The following is a 16,935-nucleotide window of genomic DNA, read 5'->3' on the forward strand; positions in this document are numbered from 1 at the left end:
GCGCAGAAAACCTGCGTCAGTTCGATTTCACGCCGGCGTTCTTCAGCGATTCCAGCTTGGCCAGGTCGACGCTGGCCACCGCCTGCTTCAGCTGGTCGATGCTGTCGACGTTGCCGTTCGCCTTCACCGTGAAGCGCTTGCCGACCACCACGCTGTATTCGCCGTACTTTGACTGGGTGTCCCATTCTTCGTGGACCAGGTTGCCGTCGGCGCTGTAGGTCTTCTCGTAGCCGTGCTCGGTCTGCTTCTCCTCCTCCGGCGCCATCGCGGCGGCCAGCGACATGAAGCCCTTGGCGCCGCCGGTGTCGGAGACTTCCAGCGTGATGTGCTGACCGTTGTCGGCGGCGTAGCCGGCGCTGGCCTGGGAGATCTGCATGCCCATCGCGCTGTTGCGCTCGGCCGACAGGCTGTTGCGCTTGAGGTTGCTCAGGCTGTCGGGCAGGAACGCCTTGATCTGGTCTGGCGCCAGTGCCTCGACCGTGCCGTCGGCGCCCGACATCGCGCCCATCATCTTGCCCATCGCGGCGGACTGTGCGGCGCTGTCGCCGGATTTCTGCGCCGCGTCCAGTTCCTTGCCGGCCTGCTCGGCGCGCTGGCCGATCGCGGCGAGCTTGCCCAGCGCGCTGTTGCTGTCGACGGTGACGCTGTCGCCGTTGCTGCCGGTGACGTGCATGCCACCCATCGAGGCGCCCGTCATCGCCGCGGTGCCGATCACGCCGACCACGATTGCGCCGACGATCCAGCTCAGCACGATCGCGATGATCACGCTGACCGCGGTGTAGCCGCCGGCCTTCTCCGGCGGGCACTTCATGGTGTGCGGCAGGCCCAGGTACAGCAGGTAGATGGCGTAGATCGCACCGGCGATCGCGATCAGCCAGCCCAGCCACGGCACGATCACCGCGATGCCGGCGATCCAGCTGGCGGTCCACGAGTAGGCCACGGTCTTCAGCGCCTGCACCATGTCCTTCTGGCCGCCGAAGGTGGGCGCCAGCGCGTTGATGACCAGCGCCACCACATAGACGATCGCCAGCGCCAGCACGTAGTGCAGCACCATGCCGACGATGCCCATGCCGATCGGTGTGCGCACGGTGATGCCGAACGCGCCCGCGCCGATCAGGCTGCCCTTGATGAAGCCGGCGATGATCGGCAGGGCGGCGACGATCGCGATGTAGCCGGCGTACAGGCCCTGCACGCTGGCCGGTTCCGCAGCGGCGACGGGCCACTCGGTCCTGGGCGTGGTCAGGATGGCCTTGATGCGCTCAATGATCTTTCCGAAATCCATGATCAGCTCCTAAGCTCATGCAGTTGACCCGGTGCGTGCGCCGGGTTGAGGTTGGTGTGCTCACTTCATGACGATCGTGGCGGCAACCCGATGGCGCTCTCGCCATGGCTGCTTCCCCGGTGTTCCCTGCGCTGTCCCCCGACAGAAGGCTGCAGCCTGCTACCATTTGCGGCCTGATGTCCAGTCCGGAGTCCGCTGATGTCGTCCCCCCTTTCCGCGACGGTGCCGCTGGTGCCGGCAAATGCCGAAAATCGTTACGAAGTGACGCGCGCCGACCTGCCGTTGTCCTGCCCGATGCCCGGCATGGCGTTGTGGAATTCGCATCCCAGGGTGTACCTGCCGATCGTCGATGACGGCGGCGAGACAGTCTGCGCCTACTGTGCCGCGCATTACGTGCTGCGCGACTGATCGTCCCGGCCCGTCCACGCCGCTGGCGGCATTGTTTTTGCTTGTCCCCAGAGGATGAAAGCCTCCAGCCCCGAGCTCATGTCCAGCATGGTCGTGCCCGTCAAGCTGCTGACCGTGGTCCAGTTGATCCCTGCGCTGCATTCCGGCGGCGCGGAGCGTTCGGCGCTGGAGATCGCACGGGCGCTGGTGCAGGCCGGCCACCGCTCGGTGGTGATCTCGGCCGGCGGGCGGTTGGTCGAACAGCTGCAGGCCGAGGGTAGCGAGCACATCACGCTGGACCTGGGCCGCAAGTCGCTGGCTACGCTGGCCCGGCTCGGCGCGTTGCGCCGGGTGCTGCGCGAGCTCAAGCCCGACATCGTGCATGCCCGGTCGCGGTTGCCGGCCTGGCTGGGCTGGTGGGCGCTGAAGGGAATGACGCCGCGGCCGCATTTCGTCACCACCGTGCACGGGCTCAATTCGCCCGGCCGCTACAGCGCGATCCTGCTGCGTGGCGAGCGCGTGATCGCGGTCTCGCAGACCCTGCGCGACTACGTGCTGAGCCATTACCGCTGGCTGGAGCCGGGCCGGGTGCGGGTGATCCCGCGCGGCATCGACCCGGAAGCGTTTCCCTATGGGCATCGTCCCGACGACGCCTGGCAGAAGGCCTTCTTCGCCGAGTTCCCGGCGCTGGCCGGCGCGCCGCTGCTGACCCTGCCCGGGCGCGGTACACGGCTGAAGGGGCACCACGATGCGGTCGAGCTGCTGGCCGACCTGAAGCGCCGCGGCATCGAGGCCCGACTGCTGCTGCTGGGCGTGATCGAGCCCGGCCGCGAGGCCTACGTGGCCGAACTGCGCGAGCTGATCCGCGTGCGCGGCATGACCTCGCAGGTGGTGCTGACGCCGCCGCGCCACGACGTGCGCGACATCTACGCGATCTCGGCGCTGGTGCTGCAGCTGTCGAACCGGCCCGAATCGTTCGGGCGCACGGTGATCGAGGCGCTGTCGCTGTGTCGCCCGGTGCTGGGCTACGCGCACGGCGGCGTCGGCGAATTGCTGGCGGAGCTGTATCCGGCTGGCCGCGTGCCGCCGGGCGATCGCGAGCGGCTGGTCGAGCGCGCCGCGGAGCTGCTGCGGGTGGCGCCGCCGATCTCGCCGCTGCAAAGCTACCGCCTGGTCGACATGCAGCAGGCCACGCTGGCGCTGTACGACGAGGTGGCCGCCGGTTGAGGCGGCAGCGGGCGCATCCGCTCGCCTACAATGCGTGGTCGTCTTCGCCACGGTCCGCGCATGAACTCCTTCGCTACTTCGCTCAAGGCCGCGTTGCGTTCCCCGCTGCTGCCGTTCTGGCTGGTGATTGCGCTGCTGCCGTTCGGGCGCAGTGCCGAGCTGGGCACCGCGCTGTGCCTGCTCGGGGTGATCCTGCTGTTCGCGCGCGAACCGCAGGCGCTGCGCCAGCACCCCGGCGCACAATTACTGCTGTGGCTGCTCGCCGCTTACGTGGCGGCGGCGCTGTTCTCCGCCGTCGACGCGATCCGCCCAGGCAAGAGCTGGAGCACGGCGGCCGCCTTGCTGCGCTACGCGCCGCTGGGCCTGTATGCCTGCTTCGCGATCCGCCGCGAGTCCAAGCTGCAGGCGCTGTACGTGGCGGTGGCCTGGGTGCTGGCGCTGTGGTGCGCCGATGCCTGGCTGCAGGCGCTGACCGGCTGGAGCCTGGGCGGGCACGCCGAGGCCGAGCGTATTTCCGGCATCTTCGGCGCGGACAATCTCAAGCTGGGGCCGACGCTCGCGGTGCTGTCGCCGTTCGCGCTGTGGGCGGCGCGACGGCGCTGGGGCCTGCCGGGCCTGCTGCTGGCGTTCGCGCTGGTGCTGGGTCCGGTGCTGCTGGCCGGCTCGCGCGCCGCCTGGCTCTGCTACGCGCTGGTGGCGCTGGGCTTCGCCTGGCGCGAGGCGCGTTCGCCGCTGCGCTTTGCCGGTCTCTGCGCGGTCGCGGCGGTGCTGCTGGTACTGGCCGGCGGCATCGCCTGGAAGGTCTCGACGCGGTTCCACGAGCGCATGGAGCGTACCTTGCTGGTGCTGCATGGCACCGACCAATCGCTCGATACCGCGCTCAGCGGCCGGCTCGACATCTGGCACGCCAGCCTCGGCATGTTCGCGGCGCACCCGATCAACGGCGTCGGCGTGCGTGGCTTCCGCTACGCGTATCCGCAGTACGCGCCGGCGACCGACCACTTCGTGGCCACCGACGAAGCCTGCGGCGTGGGCGAGGGCGCCTGTCACGCGCACCAGCTGGTACTGGAGATCCTCACCGAGACCGGCACGCTTGGCCTGCTGCTGTGGCTGGCCGGCGTCGCGCTCGCGTGGCGCGCGTGGCGCCGGGTTGGCGCGGCGGCGCGGGCGCGGGCGTTCCCGGCCACGCTGGCACTGGGCGTGATGCTGTTTCCGTTGAACACCCACCTGGCGTTCTATTCGGCGTGGTGGGGCTTGCTGTTCGCCTGGCTGCTCGGGCTGTGGTGTGCCAGTTTATTCGTTGCCGGCATCCCTGCCGGCGAAGAAGAGCCCGGCATCCGTGCCGGACTCCTCAAAGAAGCACGCCCCGTGGAGGCGAGCGATGGGGCGTGAACAGTTGTCGGTGGTGGTGACCACGTTCAACAGCGCCGGCACGCTCGACGCCTGCCTGCGCGGGGTGAGCTGGGCCGACGAGATCGTGGTGCTGGACTCGGGCTCGAGCGACGCCACCACGGCGATCGCCGCGCACTACGGCGCGCGTATCCACGCGCAGCCGTTCGCCGGCTACAGCGCGCAGAAGCAGGCGGCGATCGACCTGGCCAGCCATCGCTGGGTGCTGCTGCTGGATTCGGATGAATCGCTGGATGCGGATGCCGCCGCGTGCCTGCAGCAGGCGCTGTGCGCGCCGGCCCACGCGGCTTACCGGTTGTGGCGGCGCGAGTGGCAGTTCTGGCGCTGGCAGTCGCGGCGCGGCCGGCTCAACCACTACGTGCGCCTGTTCGACCGGCAGCGTGCGCGCATGAGCGACCACGAAGTGCACGAGGAAGTGCAGGTGGACGGTCCGGTGGGCGTGCTCGACGCGGTCATCGATCATCATGGCGAGCCCGACATCGCCGGCCGCGTGGCCAAGGCGAACCGCTACTCCAGCCTGCAACAGGCCGACCTGGCCAAACGCAAGGTCAGCTGGCTGCGGCTGCGCATGGTGGCGTACCCGACGGTGGCGTTCCTGCGCTACTACCTGCTGCGCGGGCACTGGCGTTCCGGCTGGGCCGGCTTCATCGCGGCGCGCATCCACGCGTTCTACGCGTTCCTGAAATACGCCAAGCTGTACGAGCGGCAGCGGCCGCGGGACTGACCCGGCGGGGTCAACCGCCGGTCAGTATCTGCAGAAACCGGGAGGCGATCACCCGCATGCTGAAATGCTGCTCCACGTAGTCGTGCGCGGCCGCACCCATCGATGCCAGCAAGGCCGGATCGCACAGCTTCAGGATCGCCTCGCGCCACGCTGCCACGTCGCCCGGTGGCAGCAGCAGGCCGGTCACGCCCGTTTGCAGCGTCTCGGGAATCCCGCCGAGGTCGCTGCCCAGCACGGGGACGCCGGCGGCCTGCGCCTCGACCGAGACCCGGCCGAAGGTTTCCGTGGCAATCGACGGGAAGGCCAGCATGGAGAGTGCGCTGTAATAGGGATGGATGTCGTTGATCCAGCCCAGGAAGTGGTGCCGGCTCGCAGTTACATCCGCAGCGGCGAGCGCGCGCAGGGCCGGCCCATCCGGACCGTCGCCCAGCCATAGGCAATGCAGCCGCGGCTGTTCTGCCATCGCCGCGCTGGCCGCTTCGAACAGCGGGAAGATGCCCTTGCCGCGGTGCATGCGGCCGCTGTAGCCGAGCACGATCGCGTCCTCGTCCAGGCCGAGCGAGCGCAGAATCGCGCGGCGTTGGCGCGGGTCGCGCCGGCACTGCGCGGTGTTGACCGGGTTGTAGAGCACCCGAACCAGGGAGCCCGGGACGCCTCGATCCAGGTAGGCCTGGCGGGCATGCTGCGAGACGGCGAGGAAACGTTGCGCGAGGCGCGGGATCAACCACGCGGAAATGCGTTTCATCGGCGGCGTGCGGTGCCGGAACAGCGCCACCGGAATGCGCAGCAGCCGTCCGATCAGGATCAGCGGCCAGTATTCCTTGCCGAAGTTGCCCACCAGCCAGTCCGCTTCGAGCTGGCGCGCTGCCTTGATGACGGCGACATAGCCACGCAGGTCGAACACGTTGCGGAATTTCGCCCCGTACCGGCGGACTTCGGACTGGGACAAGCCCTGCCAGATCAGGCCATCGGGATAGACCACCGCACCGACCTGGTGCCCGGCCGCGGCCATCGCCTGCGCCAGGGCGACGAAGTGACTGGCGGCCCCGGTGTTCTCGGGGTTGGTGCCGACAAAAAGCAGTTTCACGAGCGGCGGTCCTCGTAGCGCGACAGTGCCCGCAGGGCGAACTGCGGCAGCAGGTGGTGGCGTGCCACCTGCACCCGCGGCAGTTGCCACAGGTCCATGCCGGCGCGGGCCCGGCCGCGCCGGGTCGTGGTGGCGGCGGCGAAACCGGCCTCTCGCGCCACGCCGGCCACGCGATCGTCGGCGTCGCCGTACGGGTAGCAGAACTGCGTGACCGCGGCGCCGAGGCGATCCTCCAGCGTGGCCTTGCTGCCGTGGATCTCCTCGCGCAACTGCGCGTCGTCGCATTGCGTCAGGCGCGGGTGGCTGCGGCTGTGCGCGCCGATTTCCATGCCGCCGCGGTGCCAGTCGCGCAGCTGCTCCGCCGACATCAGCGGCTTGCGCACGCCCAGCCGTTCGGCGTCCCACTGGTTGTATCGCCCGATGCTGCCGCTGACGACGTAGCAGGTGGCGCTGAAGCCGTAGCGCTGCAGGATCGGCAGCGCGGCGTCCAGGTTGTCGGCGTAGCCGTCGTCCAGCGTGATGACGGCGACGCGGCCAGTACGTTCGCCCCGCAGGTAGGGCATCGCGGCCGACATGGACAGCCCGCTGTAACCGAGCCTGCGCAGCAGCCACATCTGCCGCGCGAACGCGGCCGGGCTGACGAACAGGCTGCGGTACACGCGCAGGTCGCGCGGCGCGCGCGCGATGTTGTGGTACATCAGGATGGGCAGGGCCGGTGTGCCCTGCGCAGCGGCATCGCTCACTCTTCCAACTCCTGTGCCGGTGCGGCGCAAGCGAGCGGCGAACCATCGCGCGGATCCGTGCCGTGCCGCTCGTGCCGCAGGCCCGGAGGGGCTGGCGGTCGCCACGGGTCGGAGCAGTTGCGCAAAAGTCGCCACTCGGCGGCGAGGCGGGTCGCCGGCGTCGCCCCGGGTCTCGAAAGTGGCGCCATTTTTGGCGGGCCAGGCTTTCACCCGGCTGTCGGACGGGTCAGTAGATCGCGGCGGCGCCGGGTGGGCGGGTCTTGAAGCGCTTGTGCACCCACAGGTACTGCTCGGGCGCCTCGCGCACCATCTGTTCGATGCAGGCGTTGACGCGGGCGGTGTCGGTGGCCACGTCAGTGCCGGGGAAACCGTCCAGCGGCGCGCCCAGGCGCAGCGCGTAGCCCTCGCCGCCGGGCAGGCGGCGGTGGGAGAACGGGATCACCAGCGCGCCGGACATCCGCGCCAGGTGATGGGTGGCGGTGATGGTGGCCGCCGGCACGCCGAAGAACGGCACGAACACGGTGTCCTTGCTGCGCATGTCCTGGTCCGGCGCGTACCACAGCGTGCCGCCGCCGCGCAGGTACTTCACGCTGCCGCGGAGGTCGTCCTTCTCGAACATCGCGTCGGCGTAGTCCAGCCGCGCGCGCAGCACCGCCCACTCGAACACGGCCGAGTCCATCCGGCGGTACATGCCGGCGATGCGGATGCGTTGCGAGACCAGCCGCGCGCACAGCTCCAGGTGCGAGAAGTGCCCGCCGACCAGCAGCACGCCCCTGCCCTGCGCGCGTGCCGCGGCGAGGTGCTCCAGTCCCTCGATGCGGGTCGGGATGGCGGCGATGCGGCGGTCGCTGCCCATCCAGCCCAGCGCGAACTCCACCAGCATCAGGCCGATGTCGCGCAGGTTCGCGTCGACCAGTGCGGCGCGCGCGGCGGCATCGAGTTGGGGAAAGCACAATGCGATGTTCGCCGCGGCGATGCGCCGCCGCTCGGTGGGAAGCCGTCGCACCAGCGCGCCGAGCTGCCGGCCCAGCCACATCAGCGCGCGCGGCGGCAGTCGTGCGATCAGCCAGATCACGCCCGCGCCCAGCCACGCCGGCCAGTGGCGCGGCGCGAGCAGCGAGCGGGTGAAGGTGGGACGGAGCATGCCGGGCATCGTGCCCATTGTAGTGGAGGCGGGGAAGCGGCAACGCGCCGCGCCCCGGCCATGATGGCGCGCCTGCTCTCGTATACTGCCGCGCTGGACCGACGGATCCCTATCGTTGCGCTATCTCTATACCCTCGCGATGTACCTGGCGACGCCGCTGCTGGTGCTGCGGCTGCTGGCGCGAGGCGTGCGCTCGCGACCCTATCATTGGCGCTGGCCGGAACGCTTCGGCTTCTTCGACCCGCCCGGTTTCCGCGGCAGCCTGTGGGTGCATGCGGTGTCGGTGGGCGAGGTGAATGCGGCCGAGCCGCTGATCAAGGCGCTCAGGCGCGACTATCCGAACGCGCCGCTGGTGATCACCACGGTCACGCCGACCGGCACCGCGCGCGTGCAGCAGCTGTTCGGCGACAGCGTGTTCCACGTCTACCTGCCGTACGACCTGCCGTATTCGGTGGGCCGCTTCCTGAAGAAGATCCGGCCGCGGCTGGCGCTGATCGTGGAAACCGAGATCTGGCCGAACCTGTATTTCGCCTGCCGCCGGCGCGGCATTCCGCTGATGATCGTCAATGCGCGGCTGTCGGAGCGCTCGCTGCGCGGCTACAAGCCGCTGCGCGGGTTGCTGCGTTCGGCGCTGCGCTGCGTGCGGCTGATTGCCGCGCAGTCACGCACCGATGCGGCGCGCTACCGCCTGCTCGGCGCCGACCCGGAGCAGGTGCTGGTCACCGGCAACATGAAGTTCGACATGCCGATCCCGGACGGCGCGGTGGCCGAAGGCGCGGCGATGCGCGGGCACTGGGGGCCGCGGCGGCCGGTGTGGATGGCGGCCAGTACCCACGAGGGCGAGGAGCTGGCGGTGCTGGAGGCGCACCTGCAGGTGTTGAAGCGATTGCCCGACGCGCTGCTGCTGCTGGCGCCGCGCCATCCCGAGCGCTTCAAGCTGGTCGAGCACGCGGTGCGCAGCCTCGGCTTCACGGTCGCCACGCGCAGCCTCGAAAGCGTGCCGTCGGTCGCGCATCAGGTGTTCGTGATCGATGCGATGGGGCAGTTGATGCCGTTCTTCGCGGCCTCCGACCTGGCCTTCGTCGGCGGCAGCCTGGTCCCGATCGGCGGCCACAACGTGCTGGAGCCGGCCGCCTTGTCGGTGCCGGTGCTGGTCGGCCCGCACACCTTCAACTTCGAGGAGATCACCCGCAGCCTGATCGAGGAAGGCGGCGCCGAGCGCGTGGCCGATGCCGCAGGGCTGGGGCCGGCCGCGCTGAAGCTGCTGCTCGATGCGGGCAGGCGCGCGCGCATGGGGCGGGCCGCGCAGGCCGTCTTCGAGCGCGAGCGCGGTGCGGTGCAGCGGGTGATGCGGCTGATCGACACCCTGCTGCAGGAGTGACGGCGCAAAAAAAAGACGGCCGGGCGCGGGCCCGGCCGTCTTCGCGTGCGCTGCCCAGCGGCTTACTGCAGCAGCGCGTTGATGGCCTCGATGTCCTTCAGCTCGGCCGTGCCGGCGGTCTGCTTGAGCAGCAGCTTGTTCAGGATGAACTGGTGGCGGGCCTGCGAGTAGCTGCTTTCCGAGGAGGTCAGGGTCTGGATCGCCAGCAGCACGTTGGTCATCGTCTGGGTGCCTACCTCGAAACCGGCGCGGGTCGCTTCCAGCGCCTTGCGGCCCGACTCCACCGAGGCCTTGGCCGATTCCACCTGGGCGATGCCGGCGATCACCGAGCGGTAGTAATTGAGCGTGTCGCGCACCACCTGGCGGCGCTGTGCTTCCAGCGCATCGGTGGCGGCGTCGCGCTGGTAGATCGACTGGCGCACGCGCGACTGGGTGAGGCCGCCGGAGAAGATCGGCACGTTCAGGGTCAGCCCGATCGTGGTCGAGGCCGGGTCGCGGTAGCGTGCCCCCGCGTTGCTGTCGGACCAGCCGGCGCCCTTGCCGTAGCTGACGCCGGCGGTGATCGTCGGCAGGTGGCCGGCGCGCGCGGCGCTGATGTTGTGCTGCGCGGTCTCCACGTTGTACTTCTGGGTGAGCAGGCTGGGGCTGGTTTCCAGCGCCTGCTTGACCCAGCTGTCCTGGTCGGCCGGCGCCGGCGGCTGCATCGGCAGGTCGTCGCGCAGCTTCTTCAGGTCGCCGGTCGGCTTGCCGGTGATCTGGGTGAGCGCCTCGCGGGCATCGTTGAGCGCGTTCTGCGCGGTGATGGTCTGCGACTTGGCGGCTTCGTAGTAGGCCTTGGCCTGGTAGACGTCGGTGATCGCCGAGAGGCCGACCTTGAAGCGCTGGTCGGACTGCTCGTACTGCTGGCGGAAGGCGTCCTCGTTGGCCTTGGCGTAGGTCAGCTCGTCCTCGCTGGTCAGCACGCCGAAGTAGGCCGCGGCCACCCGCCCGTAGAGCTCCTGCGCGGCGGCCTGGTACAGCTCGTCCTGCGCGTCCGACGCCGAGTGGGCGGCCTTGAGGTTGGCGTACTTGCTGAAGTCGAGCACGGTCTGGCTGAGCGTGCCGTTGATCGAGCGCGAGCGGCTGTGGCCGATCTGGTTGCCGCCGTTGGTCTGGTTGAGGCTCATGCTGGCGCCGATCTGCGGCAGCAGCAGCGCGCGCGCCTGATCCACCCCTTCGGCGGTGGTCAGCCGGGTGGCGTCGGCCTGCGACAGCACCGGGTCGTTGGCGCGCGCATCGCGATAGGCATCGAGCAGATCCTCGCCGTGGCTGGGCAGCGAGATGGCGGCCAGGGCCAGGGCAAGAGTGAGCAGCTTCAAACGCATGGGGTGCCTCGTGGGGATCGGTGCGGGGCCAAGGTCAGAACACGAACCGTTGCGGCGGTTCGGCATGGGTCAGGTAGGGCAGGTCGGTCTCGAACAGGGTTTCTTCGCGGTAGCGGCCGGCGCCTTCGTGGGTGAGCAAGGTGGCCTGCTGCACCGGCGACTGGCCGCGGATCACCAGCGCGCGCGCACCGGGCTTGAGCCAGGTCAGCCAGCGGGGCGGGATCGCATGCACCGCACCGGTCACCACCAGTGCGTCGAACAGGCCGTCGGGCTGCCATTCGTTGACCGCCTCGCCGACGGCCAGGGTGGCATGGGCGATGCCGGCGGCCTGCAGACGCTGCGTGGCGGCCGCGATGAAATCGGCATGGATGTCGACGCTGGTCACCTGGGCGGACAGGCTGGCCAGGCAGGCGGTGAGGAAGCCCGAGCCGGTGCCGATCTCCAGCACGCGGTCGCTGGGCAGCAGTTCCAGCGCCTGCAGCACGCGGCCTTCCACCACCGGCTTCATCATCACCTCGCCGTGGCCCAGCGGCAGGCACAGGTCGGCGAACGCCAGCTGGCGGTGTTCGGCGGCGACGAAGTCCTCGCGGCGCACGCGGCCGAGCACGTCCAGCACGCGGCCGTCCAGTACTTCCCACGGGCGCACCTGGTTTTCCACCATGTTCAGCCGTGCCTGCTCGATATTCATCGCCATCTGCCGTATTCCGTGGGGGTCGAAAAAGACCAAGAAGGATAAGCGCTGGTGCCCGCCTCCACAATGACGCGCCGGGATGCTGGCAAGCCTGACGGCTGCCCGCGGGGTCACGAAGTGCCGGAAGTCATCGCGATACGCTGACCTTCGTCATGGTGTCCGGGGTGCGAGCGACGGACACTGGCGGCGTCGCGGTACCGTTTCTGGAAAATAATTGAACTGTTGCGTATAATAAAGCTTGGCAATTTTTCTTGTGAAGGCGTGAAGGTGGTGGCATGAACAGCGCGCAGGTCAAATCCCAGGGCCCCGGCCGCCCGAAGGACATGGAGAAGCGTGCGGCGATCCTGGCGGCGGCGAAGGCCTTGTTCATCCGCAACGCGTTTGCCGGTACCAGCATGGATGCGATCGCGGCGGATGCGGGCGTATCCAAGCTCACCGTGTACAGCCACTTCGGCGACAAGGACAACCTGTTCCGCGAAGTGATCCGTTCGCGCATCCAGGACCTGCTGCCGGAGGAGACCTACTTCTTCGACCCGGCCGCCGACATCCGCGACACCCTGCTGCGGGTGGCATTGACCCACGCCCATCTCGATTGCAACGCCGAGACCGTAGGCACCTTCCGCGCCATCCTCAGCGATTGCCGCCAGGGCAACCCGCGCTACGGCAAGCTGATCTGGGAAGAGGGCGCGGCGCGTACGCATGGCCTGATGGAACGCCTGCTGCAGCAGGCGGTTGACGCCGGCCAGCTCGACATCGACGACGTGGCGCGCGCCAGCGGGCAGTTCCTCAGCCTGATCAAGGGCAACCTGATGATGCGCCAGATGTTCGGCTGCACCGAATGCCCCGAGAGCTATGCCGAGGAAATCGAGAGCACCGCGCGGGCCGGCGTCGAGATGTTCCTGCGCGCCTACCAGCCGCGTTGACGCGGTACGCCGGAAACGAGCCAGGTGAAGTCTCCTTCACCTGGCTTTTTCATGGGCGTTCCTAGGCTGGCCGGACGTCCGACGATGCACCCGTCGACGCCCCTTCCCCACGCCTGCAGGAGCCCGCCATGGCCAAGACCAAGCCGTTCGTCAGCGATATCGAGAACATCCGCAAGCGTGCGCGGCAGGATATCGACAAGGGCGCGATGACCGCCGGCTATCGCGCGGACCGGGCCACCGTGGTCAAGCTGCTCAACCATGCGCTGGCCACCGAGATCGTCTGCGTGCTGCGCTACAAGTACCACTACTACATGGCCTCGGGCATCCACTCGCAGGCGATCAAGGCCGAGTTCCTGCAGCACGCGAACGAGGAGCAGGGCCATGCCGACCTGATCGCCGAGCGCATCACCCAGCTCGACGGCAAGCCGAACCTGTCGCCGGAAGGCCTGCTCGGCCGCAGCCATGCCGACTACGTCGAGGGCGAGGACATTGTCGACATGATCAAGGAAGACCTGGTCGCCGAGCGCATCGCGATCGACAGCTACCGCGAGATGATCGCCTACCTGGGCGCCGACGATCCGACCACCCGCCGCGTGCTGGAAGGCATCCTGGCGATGGAGGAAGAGCACGCCGAGGACATGAACACGCTGCTGGAGCAGCTCGGCAAGCAGGGCGAGCCGGCCAGGTCGTCGCCGGCCAGGAAGGCCGCCGGCAAGCGCGGCTGAGCACGTCGGGGCAAGGCGCGCCGCCGCCTCACCAGCCGGCCAGCACCAGCTTGCCGATCGTGCGGCCCGATTCCAGCCGGCGGTGCGCCTCGCGCAGGTTCGCCGCATTGATCGGCACCAGCGTCGCGGTACGCGTGCCGCGCAACGCACCCGCATCGATCAGGCTGGCGATCCGTTCGAGGATGCGGCCCTGCTCGGCCATGTCGGGGGTGTTGAAACGCGTGCGGGCGAACATGAACTCCCAGTGGATGCCGATGCACTTGCCCTTGTACGGATCGCCGATCTTCAGTGTGCCGGCGGGTTCCACGATCAGGCCCACGTGGCCCTGCGGCGCCAGCAGCTGGCCGATCGCATCCCAGTAGCGGTCGGTGTCGGCGAGGTTGAGCACGGCGTCGAGCTGGCCGAAGCCCAGCGCCTCCAGCTGCGGCGCCAGCGTGTGGCGATGGTCGATCACGTGGTGGGCGCCCATCGTGCGGCACCAGGCGATGGTCTCGATGCGCGAGGCGGTGGCGATCACCGTGAAGCCAGCGCGTCGCGCCAGCTGGATCGCGATCGAGCCGACTCCGCCGGCGCCGCCGATGACCAGCAGCGACCTGCCGTCGCCGCCGCGCTCGCTGTCGAACGGCATGCGCTGGAACAGCAGCTCCCACGCGGTCAGCGCGGTCAGCGGCAACGCGGCCGCCTCGGCCAGGTCCAGCGACCGCGGCGCGTGGCCGACCAGACGCGCATCGACCCGCTGGAACTGCGCGTTGCTGCCGGGGCGGGTGACATCGCCGGCGTAGTACACGCGGTCGCCCGGCCGGAAACCATGGACCGAGTCGCCGATCGCCTCGACCACGCCGGCGGCGTCGTAGCCGAGCACCTTCGGCTGCGCCTCGACCTGCGGCTTGGGCGAGCGCAGCTTGGTGTCAACCGGATTCACCGAGACCGCCTCCACACGCACCAGCAAGTCGTGCTCGCCGGGCACCGGCGTGGGGAGTTCGATATCGAGCAGCGCCTGCGGATCGTCGATCGGCAGGTGGCGGGTGAGGGCGACGGCTTTCATGGGCGACTCCATGGGTGGTTCGAAGGCCGGCTTTCCCTCCCTCCGGGAGGAGAGCGCAGCGGGCATGTGCGGTGCCACCCGATCCTACCCGCACCGGCGTGACGAGGTGGTACTGGCGATGGGGCGAAGGGCGGTCACGCGGCGCCACACCGAGCCTGTAAGCTTCGCCCATTCCCCGCAGGAGCCGAGCGATGCAGACCCAGGACACCTCCAACCCGTCGCGCCACGGCATCCGCCGCGCCATCCTGGCCCTGCTTGCGTTGCTGCTGCTGGGCGTGGCGGCGCTGATGTGGTGGTGGGACACCGAGCCGGCGCTGTTCGATCCGGTGGCGGTGACCCAGGTGCGGATGCAGGAGCTGAAGCGGCCGGCCAGCACCGGTGCGGCCACCACGGTCACCCTGATCACCTCGGTGCGGACGCTGCTGGACAAGCGTGGCGGCTACCTCAGCAACGACAAGCTGCCGCCCGGCGTGCTGATGGACAACCTGCCCAACTGGGAATTCGGCTCGCTGACCGCCTCGCGCGACCTGGTGCGCGCGCTGCGCAACGACTTCAGCCGCTCGCAGACGCAGTCGACCGAGGACAAGGACCTGGCCGAGGCCGACCCGCTGCTCAACAGCCCGAACGACCGCTGGCTGCTGCCCAGCTCGGAAAGCCAGTACCGCAAGGCGATCAGGCATCTGGACGGCTATCTGCAACGGCTCGGCGACGCCGACGACAGCAACGCGCACTTCTACGCGCGCGCGGACAACCTGGCCGACTACCTGCAGGTGGCCTCGGCGCGGCTGGGCTCGCTGTCGCAGCGGCTGTCGGCCAGCGTGGGCCAGATCCGCATCGGCGACGTGGCCGGCGCCGACGAGCCGGCCGCTGCCGGCACGGTGGCCGCGCCCGGCGGCGGCCGGCTGGTGAAGACGCCGTGGACGAAGATCGACGACAACTTCTACGAGGCGCGTGGCTACACCTGGACGCTGCTGGAACAGCTCAAGGCGTTCCAGCGCGACTTCGGCCCGATCCTGCGTTCCAAGCACGCTGACGTCAGCCTGGAACAGGTGATCCGCGAGCTGGAGGAGGCGCAGCGCCCGCTGCACAGTCCGATGGTGCTGAACGGCTCGCCGTTCGGCTTCTTCGCCAACCATTCGCTGGTGATGGCGAACTACGTGTCGCGCGCGAATGCGGCACTGATCGACCTGCGCGAACTGCTCAGGCGCGGCTGATCCGGGCAAACAAAAACCCCGCCGTGGCGGGGTCTGCCTTGCGACAGCCTGCGCTCGGCGGTTCAGCCGCTGATGGCGTCCTGGTAGCGCTGAAAGCCGGCCAGGATCTCGGCCTTCGCCTCGTCGGCGCCGACCCAGCCCTCGACCTTCACCCACTTGCCCTTCTCCAGGTCCTTGTAGTGCTCGAAGAAGTGGCCGATGCGTTCCAGCCAGTGCGGCGAGACGCCCTTCATGTCGTTGATGTGCGCGTAGCCCGGGAACACCTTGGGCGACGGGATCACCACCAGCTTCTCGTCGCTGCCAGCCTCGTCGGTCATCTTCAGCATGCCGACCGGATGGCAGCGGATCACCGAGCCGACGGCCAGCGGCAGCGGCAGGATCACCACCGCATCCAGCGGGTCACCGTCGCCGCCCAGGGTGCGCGGCACGTAGCCGTAGTTGCACGGGTAGCGCATCGGGGTGGACAGGATGCGGTCCACGAAGATCGCGCCCGACTCCTTCTCCACCTCGTACTTGACCGGCTCGGCGTCCTTGGGGATCTCGATGATGACGTTGATTTCTTCCGGCACGTTGCGGCCGGCGGAGACGAGGTGCAGACCCATGGACTGTCCTTGGCGATGAAGGGGAAAAGAAGGTCCGCAAGGATACGCCAAACGCTGCTGCGATGCAGCAGCGACAGGCTTGCCGCGCCGGCGGTCAGGCCTTTTTCGGCCTCTTGTAAGGCTGCTCGCGCAGCCATTTGGTGGCGATCCACTTCTCGCCATCGAGCACCGGCAGGCCGGCGTGCAGCGAACTCGGGTCGCCGCCTTCGTAGGCGAAATAGACGGCCGAACCGCGCCGCGTGGTAACGGTGAGTCCGAGCTCGGGGAACGCCGTGCCGCCGCCTCGCGCGGGCGTGTTCAGGTACATCACCACGCTGGCGATGCGCTGCCCGCCCACCGCGGTGATCGCGCCGTAGCCGGGCTGCTCCGGGTCGAACCAGTCGAAGTGCGGCTCGTATGCCTGGCCCGGCAGGTAATGCAGGATCTGCAGCCCTTCGCCATGGCTCGCCGGCACGCGGAGCAGGGCGGCCAGGCGCTGCTCGATACGGCCGACCAGCGGCACCTCGTTCAGGGTGAAGAACATGCCCTCGCTGGTGCGTCGCCGGTCCATCTGCTGGCGGCCTTCGCTGTCGACGGTGAGCGCGCGCTGCAGGCGCGGCCGCGCCAGCGCGATCAGTTCCTCGCATTCCTGGGTGCTCAGGATGTTCTCCAGCACCCGCAGCGCCGGCGCCTCGACGCTGAGCGAGACGCCGATGGCGTGCCCGTCGATGCGGACTTCGGGCGCCTCGGGATGCTGCGTGCGCAGGCCCTGCGGCGCGCCCCCGGCGGTGCTGGCGAGCAGCGTCGCCAGCGGCAGTTTCAGTACCTCGGCGACGATGCTGCGGCTCTGCCGCGGGTCGTAGCCGTGCTCCTTCATCAGCCGCAGCACCTCGGCCACGCCGTGCCCGGCCCGCGTGGTGGCGAGGATCCATTCGCGCAGTTCGGGGCTGATGGTGGTGCGTGAGCGCATGGCGATGGGCGGGTCATGAAAGCTTGCTGCAGGCCAT

Annotated in this window: 17 protein-coding genes; 8 read left to right on the plus strand and 9 right to left on the minus strand. The window is 69.2% G+C overall.

Annotation, left to right across the window (positions count from 1 at the left end; all coding sequences use genetic code 11):
• Positions 1-16: 16 nt before the first annotated feature.
• Positions 17-1,282 (minus strand): Yip1 family protein, encoded by a 1,266-nt coding sequence (locus tag RHOOR87_RS0109560; protein WP_027484882.1) that lies wholly within the window; start codon positions 1,280-1,282, stop codon positions 17-19.
• A 198-nt stretch (positions 1,283-1,480) separates the two neighbouring features.
• Here RHOOR87_RS0109560 and RHOOR87_RS0109565 point away from each other — a divergent pair, with 198 nt between their 5' ends.
• The 4 genes from RHOOR87_RS0109565 to RHOOR87_RS0109580 all read left to right on the plus strand — a co-directional run bounded on the left by RHOOR87_RS0109565 (position 1,481) and on the right by RHOOR87_RS0109580 (position 5,030).
• The gene (locus RHOOR87_RS0109565) at positions 1,481-1,690 is read left to right on the plus strand and encodes a zinc-finger domain-containing protein (RefSeq protein ID WP_007514177.1); all 210 of its coding nucleotides are present in this window, start codon (positions 1,481-1,483) and stop codon (positions 1,688-1,690) included.
• A gap of 78 nt (positions 1,691-1,768) precedes the next feature.
• Positions 1,769-2,896, plus strand: a complete 1,128-nt coding sequence (locus RHOOR87_RS0109570; protein ID WP_007514179.1) for a glycosyltransferase — start codon at positions 1,769-1,771, stop codon at positions 2,894-2,896.
• Between the two features lie 60 nt (positions 2,897-2,956).
• On the plus strand, positions 2,957-4,288 hold the full coding sequence (locus RHOOR87_RS0109575) for an O-antigen ligase family protein (RefSeq protein WP_027484883.1): 1,332 nt from the start codon (positions 2,957-2,959) through the stop codon (positions 4,286-4,288).
• Positions 4,278-5,030 carry a glycosyltransferase family 2 protein gene (locus RHOOR87_RS0109580; protein ID WP_007514183.1) on the plus strand — a complete coding sequence of 251 codons (753 nt, stop codon included), beginning with the start codon at positions 4,278-4,280 and terminating at the stop codon, positions 5,028-5,030. The genes RHOOR87_RS0109575 and RHOOR87_RS0109580 overlap by 11 nt, the downstream gene beginning before the upstream one ends.
• A gap of 10 nt (positions 5,031-5,040) precedes the next feature.
• Here the strand turns inward: RHOOR87_RS0109580 and RHOOR87_RS0109585 are convergent, their stop codons facing one another.
• The 3 genes from RHOOR87_RS0109585 to lpxL form a co-directional block, all read right to left on the minus strand.
• Positions 5,041-6,117, minus strand: a complete 1,077-nt coding sequence (locus tag RHOOR87_RS0109585; RefSeq protein WP_027484884.1) for a glycosyltransferase family 4 protein — start codon at positions 6,115-6,117, stop codon at positions 5,041-5,043.
• Positions 6,114-6,815, minus strand: coding sequence for a polysaccharide deacetylase family protein (locus RHOOR87_RS0109590; protein ID WP_051357951.1), 702 nt, complete (start codon positions 6,813-6,815; stop codon positions 6,114-6,116). Before RHOOR87_RS0109590 ends, RHOOR87_RS0109585 begins: the two co-directional genes overlap by 4 nt.
• A gap of 271 nt (positions 6,816-7,086) precedes the next feature.
• Positions 7,087-8,004, minus strand: coding sequence for an LpxL/LpxP family Kdo(2)-lipid IV(A) lauroyl/palmitoleoyl acyltransferase (gene lpxL, locus RHOOR87_RS0109595; protein WP_231381757.1), 918 nt, complete (start codon positions 8,002-8,004; stop codon positions 7,087-7,089).
• A gap of 115 nt (positions 8,005-8,119) precedes the next feature.
• Between lpxL and waaA the strand changes: the two genes are divergently transcribed.
• Positions 8,120-9,385 (plus strand): lipid IV(A) 3-deoxy-D-manno-octulosonic acid transferase, encoded by a 1,266-nt coding sequence (gene waaA, locus RHOOR87_RS0109600; RefSeq protein ID WP_027484887.1) that lies wholly within the window; start codon positions 8,120-8,122, stop codon positions 9,383-9,385.
• 62 nt (positions 9,386-9,447) lie between these two features.
• Here waaA and RHOOR87_RS0109605 read toward each other — a convergent pair whose 3' ends face one another.
• Entirely contained in the window at positions 9,448-10,749 is a 1,302-nt protein-coding gene (locus RHOOR87_RS0109605; RefSeq protein WP_027484888.1) for a TolC family outer membrane protein, read from the minus strand.
• A 34-nt stretch (positions 10,750-10,783) separates the two neighbouring features.
• Complete coding sequence (locus RHOOR87_RS0109610) at positions 10,784-11,443, minus strand: protein-L-isoaspartate O-methyltransferase (protein ID WP_027484889.1); 660 nt, start codon at positions 11,441-11,443, stop codon at positions 10,784-10,786.
• Between the two features lie 272 nt (positions 11,444-11,715).
• On the opposite strand from RHOOR87_RS0109610, the gene RHOOR87_RS0109615 reads away from it, so the two are divergent.
• Both RHOOR87_RS0109615 and RHOOR87_RS0109620 read left to right on the plus strand, forming a co-directional pair.
• Positions 11,716-12,363 carry a TetR/AcrR family transcriptional regulator gene (locus tag RHOOR87_RS0109615; protein ID WP_027484890.1) on the plus strand — a complete coding sequence of 216 codons (648 nt, stop codon included), beginning with the start codon at positions 11,716-11,718 and terminating at the stop codon, positions 12,361-12,363.
• Positions 12,364-12,491: 128 nt separating this feature from the next.
• Complete coding sequence (locus tag RHOOR87_RS0109620; protein ID WP_007514198.1) at positions 12,492-13,088, plus strand: DUF892 family protein; 597 nt, start codon at positions 12,492-12,494, stop codon at positions 13,086-13,088.
• A gap of 28 nt (positions 13,089-13,116) precedes the next feature.
• Here the strand turns inward: RHOOR87_RS0109620 and RHOOR87_RS0109625 are convergent, their stop codons facing one another.
• The gene (locus tag RHOOR87_RS0109625) at positions 13,117-14,133 is read right to left on the minus strand and encodes a zinc-binding alcohol dehydrogenase family protein (protein WP_027484891.1); all 1,017 of its coding nucleotides are present in this window, start codon (positions 14,131-14,133) and stop codon (positions 13,117-13,119) included.
• A 191-nt stretch (positions 14,134-14,324) separates the two neighbouring features.
• On the opposite strand from RHOOR87_RS0109625, the gene RHOOR87_RS0109630 reads away from it, so the two are divergent.
• Positions 14,325-15,347, plus strand: a complete 1,023-nt coding sequence (locus RHOOR87_RS0109630; RefSeq protein WP_027484892.1) for a DUF2333 family protein — start codon at positions 14,325-14,327, stop codon at positions 15,345-15,347.
• Between the two features lie 62 nt (positions 15,348-15,409).
• Here the strand turns inward: RHOOR87_RS0109630 and ppa are convergent, their stop codons facing one another.
• Together ppa and RHOOR87_RS0109640 are read right to left on the minus strand one after the other, a co-directional pair.
• The gene (ppa, locus tag RHOOR87_RS0109635; protein WP_027484893.1) at positions 15,410-15,949 is read right to left on the minus strand and encodes an inorganic diphosphatase; all 540 of its coding nucleotides are present in this window, start codon (positions 15,947-15,949) and stop codon (positions 15,410-15,412) included.
• Positions 15,950-16,043: 94 nt separating this feature from the next.
• Positions 16,044-16,898 carry a 2OG-Fe(II) oxygenase gene (locus RHOOR87_RS0109640; RefSeq protein ID WP_027484894.1) on the minus strand — a complete coding sequence of 285 codons (855 nt, stop codon included), beginning with the start codon at positions 16,896-16,898 and terminating at the stop codon, positions 16,044-16,046.
• Between the last annotated feature and the right edge of the window lie 37 nt (positions 16,899-16,935).

The organism is Rhodanobacter sp. OR87, assembly GCF_000473345.1.
GTDB lineage: Bacteria > Pseudomonadota > Gammaproteobacteria > Xanthomonadales > Rhodanobacteraceae > Rhodanobacter > Rhodanobacter denitrificans.

Bases quoted from the DNA above. Each gene is read 5' to 3' on its own strand.
- RHOOR87_RS0109560 (WP_027484882.1), bottom strand. From the start codon at position 1,282: ATGGATTTCGGAAAGATCATTGAGCGCATCAAGGCCATCCTGACCACG.
- RHOOR87_RS0109575 (WP_027484883.1), top strand. From the start codon at position 2,957: ATGAACTCCTTCGCTACTTCGCTCAAGGCCGCGTTGCGTTCCCCGCTG.
- RHOOR87_RS0109640 (WP_027484894.1), bottom strand. From the start codon at position 16,898: ATGCGCTCACGCACCACCATCAGCCCCGAACTGCGCGAATGGATCCTC.
- RHOOR87_RS0109610 (WP_027484889.1), bottom strand. From the start codon at position 11,443: ATGGCGATGAATATCGAGCAGGCACGGCTGAACATGGTGGAAAACCAG.
- RHOOR87_RS0109605 (WP_027484888.1), bottom strand. From the start codon at position 10,749: ATGCGTTTGAAGCTGCTCACTCTTGCCCTGGCCCTGGCCGCCATCTCG.
- RHOOR87_RS0109580 (WP_007514183.1), top strand. From the start codon at position 4,278: ATGGGGCGTGAACAGTTGTCGGTGGTGGTGACCACGTTCAACAGCGCC.
- lpxL (WP_231381757.1), bottom strand. From the start codon at position 8,004: ATGCTCCGTCCCACCTTCACCCGCTCGCTGCTCGCGCCGCGCCACTGG.
- RHOOR87_RS0109615 (WP_027484890.1), top strand. From the start codon at position 11,716: ATGAACAGCGCGCAGGTCAAATCCCAGGGCCCCGGCCGCCCGAAGGAC.
- RHOOR87_RS0109565 (WP_007514177.1), top strand. From the start codon at position 1,481: ATGTCGTCCCCCCTTTCCGCGACGGTGCCGCTGGTGCCGGCAAATGCC.
- ppa (WP_027484893.1), bottom strand. From the start codon at position 15,949: ATGGGTCTGCACCTCGTCTCCGCCGGCCGCAACGTGCCGGAAGAAATC.
- RHOOR87_RS0109570 (WP_007514179.1), top strand. From the start codon at position 1,769: ATGTCCAGCATGGTCGTGCCCGTCAAGCTGCTGACCGTGGTCCAGTTG.
- RHOOR87_RS0109630 (WP_027484892.1), top strand. From the start codon at position 14,325: ATGCAGACCCAGGACACCTCCAACCCGTCGCGCCACGGCATCCGCCGC.
- RHOOR87_RS0109625 (WP_027484891.1), bottom strand. From the start codon at position 14,133: ATGAAAGCCGTCGCCCTCACCCGCCACCTGCCGATCGACGATCCGCAG.
- RHOOR87_RS0109590 (WP_051357951.1), bottom strand. From the start codon at position 6,815: ATGTACCACAACATCGCGCGCGCGCCGCGCGACCTGCGCGTGTACCGC.
- RHOOR87_RS0109620 (WP_007514198.1), top strand. From the start codon at position 12,492: ATGGCCAAGACCAAGCCGTTCGTCAGCGATATCGAGAACATCCGCAAG.